Genomic DNA, 4854 nt, shown 5'->3' with positions numbered 1-4854 from the left:
CCGCTTCCACCGCCTCCCAAGCCCTATAAGCTTCCGCCTTTCCGGCTGCTTGCCAAACCGAACAGCGGCGGTAAAGCGGGTGACCAGAACGATTATATGCAGACTGCCCGCAAACTGGAGGCCACACTGGAAAGCTTCGGTGTCCGGGCCAAGGTGCTTGAAGTGGTGCGCGGACCGGCTGTTACGCGGTACGAGATTCAGCCTGACATCGGTGTGAAGGTCAGCAGGATCGTCAACCTGACCGATGACATCGCTCTAGCGCTTGCTGCCAAGGATATCCGCATGGAGGCGCCGATCCCCGGCAAATCGGCGATCGGCATCGAGGTGCCTAATCCTGAAGTCTCCATCGTAACGATGCGTGAGGTAATGGAGACCCAAATTTTCCAGGATGCCGAATCGCGCTTGTCGATTGCCTTCGGACGTGATATTTCCGGTCAGACGATCGTCGGCAATCTCGCGAAGATGCCCCATCTTCTGGTTGCGGGTGCGACAGGATCCGGTAAATCCGTCTGTATTAACGGAATTATCACCAGTATTTTGTATAAAGCCAAACCGGACGAGGTTAAGTTCCTGATGGTTGACCCGAAGATGGTTGAGCTTAATGTCTATAACGGTATTCCGCATCTGCTGGCTCCGGTTGTCACGGATCCCAAGCGGGCAAGTCTGGCCCTGAAGAAGATTGTAGTGGAGATGGAGAAACGTTATGAGCTCTTTTCCAAATCGGGAACGCGTAATGTCGAAGGGTATAACAATCTGATGAAGGACAATCCGGCTGCCATTCTGCCTTATATCGTCGTAATTGTGGACGAGCTTGCCGATTTAATGATGGTTGCGGCGAACGATGTAGAGGATGCCATCTGCCGGCTTGCGCAAATGGCACGTGCCGCAGGGATTCATCTGATCATTGCCACTCAGCGCCCATCAGTTGATGTTATCACAGGTCTGATCAAAGCCAACATCCCATCCCGGATTGCCTTCGGGGTATCTTCGAACGTCGATTCCCGGACGATTCTGGATATGCCGGGTGCTGAGAAGCTGCTGGGGCGCGGCGATATGCTCTTCCTGCCGATGGGCGCCTCCAAGCCGGTCCGGGTACAGGGTGCATTTATGAGCGATCAGGAAGTTGAAGCAATTGTGCAGTTCGTCAGCAGCCAGGGAGAAGCCGAATATGACGAATCCCTTGTTCCAGAGGTGGATGAAATGATCTCAGAAGATCAGGAGCCACAGGATGAATTGTATGAACAGGCGGTTCAGATCGTACTGGAGGCGAAGCAAGCTTCTGTATCATTGCTCCAGCGCCGTATGCGTGTAGGCTACACCCGTGCTGCCCGCCTTATTGATGCCATGGAAGCCCGGTCGGTTATCGGTCCTTACGAGGGAAGCAAGCCGCGTGAAGTGCTGATGTCGCTGGAACAGTATCAGCATAACCGGATCAGCTCATAACAGTTTATAGATAAAGCATCCTTCCTTTGCGGAAAGGGTGCTTTTTTGCTGCGTGGAGAAGGCTTGTTCATCTGCAGAATTTATCGTGCCGGCCAGTTCATGCATAGGATGGCCTTCCAGTCCTCATAATAACTTTAGCCATCCATGTTGAACTTACAAGAGAAAGGTAGAGCGACCCCAATGAAAAAACATAATCAATGGATTTTTGCCTTACTGACCCTGGCACTGGCAGCCGCACCGTTTGCGGGGTTATTCTTTAAGGATCAAGACGTTTATGCCAATCCCCAGCAAGACGCATCTGTTATGACTGTTTCTGAGGAAGAGGTGCTTCCGGCTTTTGGAACTACCCCGCTGAAGGTAGGTTCATCAGGCCAAGATGTTTATGAACTGCAAGGAAGACTGAAGCACCTGGGATATTACGCAGGCAAGATAGACAGCCAGTTTGGTACAAACACGAAAAATGCGGTTACTTGGTTCCAGTGGAAATTTGGAATGAAAGCGGATGGTATAGTCGGGGCAAAAACAAAGCTGAAGCTGTACAATGCGACCAAAGCCTGGAAGCCGACAGAGCCTTCAACCACTACTGCTAAAAAGAATACAGCCAGCGGCAACACAGCGGCAGCCGATTCCGGTAAAACGAATACAACGGCAGAGCTGTCTTCAGGCAATACGATGGGCTTATCTGAAAATGACCTGAAGATTATGGCCAATGCAGTATATGGTGAATCACGGGGTGAACCGTTTGAAGGCCAGGTGGCGGTTGCTGCGGTTATTCTGAACCGGGTGAAATCTCCCAGCTTTCCGAATACACCTTCCGGCGTAATCTTCCAGCCTGGAGCCTTTACAGCCGTAGCTGACGGTCAAATTTATCTGGAGCCAAATGAGCAGGCCCGTAAAGCAGTTCAGCAGGCGCTTAACGGCTGGGACCCTTCCGGCGGATGCCTGTATTATTTTAATCCTAAAACGGCTACCTCAAAATGGATTTGGTCCCGTCCGCAGGTCAAAACAATCGGTGAGCATATTTTCTGCATGTAAGAACTGGAGCAAATATAGGCACACCCTTAGCTGCTCGCATTGCATAAACCGACCAAGAGCAACCGGTACGCTTTCTTCCGGTTGCTTCCTTACTTTGGAATGGTTTAGAATGGATAATACTTCATAAACTTGTTGTAAAGCATCTATCCACGCCGTAAAGGAGTTTTGGACTTGACAAATAATGGATTTCAACATGGCAACGCTGCCGGTATGCGTATCCACGTATTGCCGACAAAGGCGTTCAAAACATTCGCCATTTCTCTCTATGCCGGTGTGCCGCTTGATGAAAGCACAGTGACACCAACAGCACTCGCACCCTTTGTCCTTCGCAGAGGTACGGCTACATATCCGGAAACGACACAATTCCGTGAACGGCTGGAGGAGCTGTACGGGGCCGGATTCGGTTTCGACATCTACAAACGGGGGGACTATCAAATTGTCCAGTTCCGGATGGATACGATCAATGATTCGTTTGTACAGAGCAAGGAGAGTCTGCTTGGCGAGTCGTTTGCTTTTCTCGGCGAGGTGCTGACCCGCCCGCTGCTGGAGAATGGAAGCTTCCGTGCCTCCTATGTTGCAACAGAGCGGGAAACAGTGCGCAAGAAACTGGAAGCGATCGTAAACGATAAAATACGTTATGCCGCTGAACGCTGCATTGAGGAAATGTGCCGCCAGGAGCCTTATCGTCTGCATCCGCTTGGACAGAGAGCGGACCTTGACGGAATCACCCCTGAGAACCTGTATGAGTCATATACTGCGTGGTTAAACGGTGCGATTCTTGATTTATATGTAGTCGGGGATACGACGCCGGAAGAAGTCGAGAAGCTCGTCATCCGCCATTTCGGCCGTGCTCACAAGCAGAGTGAATCCTATACCTCCAACTTCAAGCCGGTAACTGTACAGGAAGTCCGTACGGTGGAAGAGAAGCTGGACGTGAATCAAGGCAAGCTGAACATGGGGCTTCGTACCTCAATTACCTACAAAGACGACAGATATGCTTCTGCACTGATGTACAACGGGATCCTGGGCGGTTATCCGCACTCCAAACTCTTCGTCAATGTACGTGAGAAAGAGAGTCTGGCCTATTACGCTTCGTCCCGGTATGACGGACATAAGGGCATCGGTACCATCCAGTCGGGGATTGAAACCCAAAACTACGGCAAGGCCGTTGATATTATCCGCAAACAGCTCGATGAGTTGAAAGCCGGAAATATCAGTGACCTCGAGCTGAGCCAGACCAAGGCGATGATCCGTAATCTGCTGTCTGAAATTCAAGACTCCGCATTTGAATTGATTTCGTTCGATTTCAACCGCCAATTGTCCGGAAAAGACCGTTCTGCCCAGGAGCTGCTTGCAGAGGTGGACGGCATCGGCGCGGAAGAAGTGAAGGCGGCTGCCGACACCTTCCAGCTTGATACGATTTATTTCCTGACAGGGAAGGGGGAATAGCAGTGGAACAGATCCATTACGACAAACTGCAAGAAACACTTTATCACGAGGTTATGGATAACGGTCTGCAGGTCTATGTGCTTCCGAAGCCAGCCTTCAAAAAAACCTATGCCACCTTTGCAACTAAATATGGCTCGGTAGACAACCATTTCAAAGTGGCAGGCGGGGAAGAGACAACCGTTCCTGACGGTATTGCCCACTTCCTGGAGCATAAGATGTTTGAGGAGCCGGAAGGCGACATTTTTGCCACATTTGCTTCTAACGGCGCTTCGGCAAATGCTTTTACCAGCTTTGATCAGACCGTATATCTATTCTCGGCTACCGAAAATATTGAAACCAATCTCACTACACTGGTTGATTTCGTGCAGCGCCCTTATTTCACGGATGAAAATGTGGAGAAGGAAAAGGGGATTATTGGCCAGGAAATCAATATGTACGCGGATAATCCAGACTGGCGCGTATACTTCGGTCTGATTGAAGCGATGTATGCGAAACATCCGGTGCATATTGATATTGCGGGTACAATTGAATCTATAGCCACTATCACCAAAGAAACGCTGTATACATGCTACAACTCCTTCTATCATCCCAGCAATATGCTGCTCTTTGTTGTTGGCGGTGTAGATCCTGAACAGGTGTTTGAGCTAATCCGCAACAACCAGGCGGCCAAGTCTTACGAAAAGCAGGGCGAAATCATCCGTATTTTCGAAGAAGAACCCGTCCAGGTTGCGGAGAAGCATCAAGAAAGCCGGCTTGCCGTGTCCATGCCGAAATGCCTGTTCGGATTTAAAGAAAAGGTGGAAGGCTTAACCGGGGAAGCGGCGGTACGGCGTGACCTGATAACCAAGTTGATGCTCGATCTGCTGCTTGGAAGCAGCACAGCACTATATCAGAAGCTGTATGACGAAGAATTAATCTCCGACAGCT

At 50.3% G+C, this 4854-nt stretch carries 4 protein-coding genes; all 4 read left to right on the top strand.

Annotation, left to right across the window (positions count from 1 at the left end; translation table 11 throughout):
• Nucleotides 1-1443: DNA translocase FtsK (locus AQR02_RS31355; RefSeq protein WP_148449159.1), on the top strand; the 1443-nt coding region annotated here is incomplete at its 5' end.
• Between the two features lie 180 nt (nucleotides 1444-1623).
• Nucleotides 1624-2478: a spore cortex-lytic enzyme gene (gene sleB, locus AQR02_RS14115; protein ID WP_054941030.1), complete on the top strand. Its 855-nt coding sequence runs from the start codon at nucleotides 1624-1626 to the stop codon at nucleotides 2476-2478.
• 210 nt (nucleotides 2479-2688) lie between these two features.
• The gene (yfmF, locus tag AQR02_RS14110) at nucleotides 2689-3927 is read left to right on the top strand and encodes an EF-P 5-aminopentanol modification-associated protein YfmF (protein ID WP_187388809.1); all 1239 of its coding nucleotides are present in this window, start codon (nucleotides 2689-2691) and stop codon (nucleotides 3925-3927) included.
• Nucleotides 3928-3929: 2 nt separating this feature from the next.
• Nucleotides 3930-4854, top strand: a 925-nt coding sequence (gene yfmH, locus AQR02_RS14105; RefSeq protein WP_245237439.1) for an EF-P 5-aminopentanol modification-associated protein YfmH, incomplete at its 3' end; no start/stop codon positions are given.

The organism is Paenibacillus ihuae, from assembly GCF_001368795.1.
Lineage (GTDB): Bacteria > Bacillota > Bacilli > Paenibacillales > Paenibacillaceae > Paenibacillus_AQ > Paenibacillus_AQ ihuae.
This window is presented reverse-complemented; position numbering and strand designations above follow the sequence as displayed.

Excerpts from the sequence above, each read along its gene's own strand:
- sleB (WP_054941030.1), top strand. The coding sequence starts at position 1,624 with ATGAAAAAACATAATCAATGGATTTTTGCCTTACTGACCCTGGCACTG.
- yfmF (WP_187388809.1), top strand. The coding sequence starts at position 2,689 with ATGCGTATCCACGTATTGCCGACAAAGGCGTTCAAAACATTCGCCATT.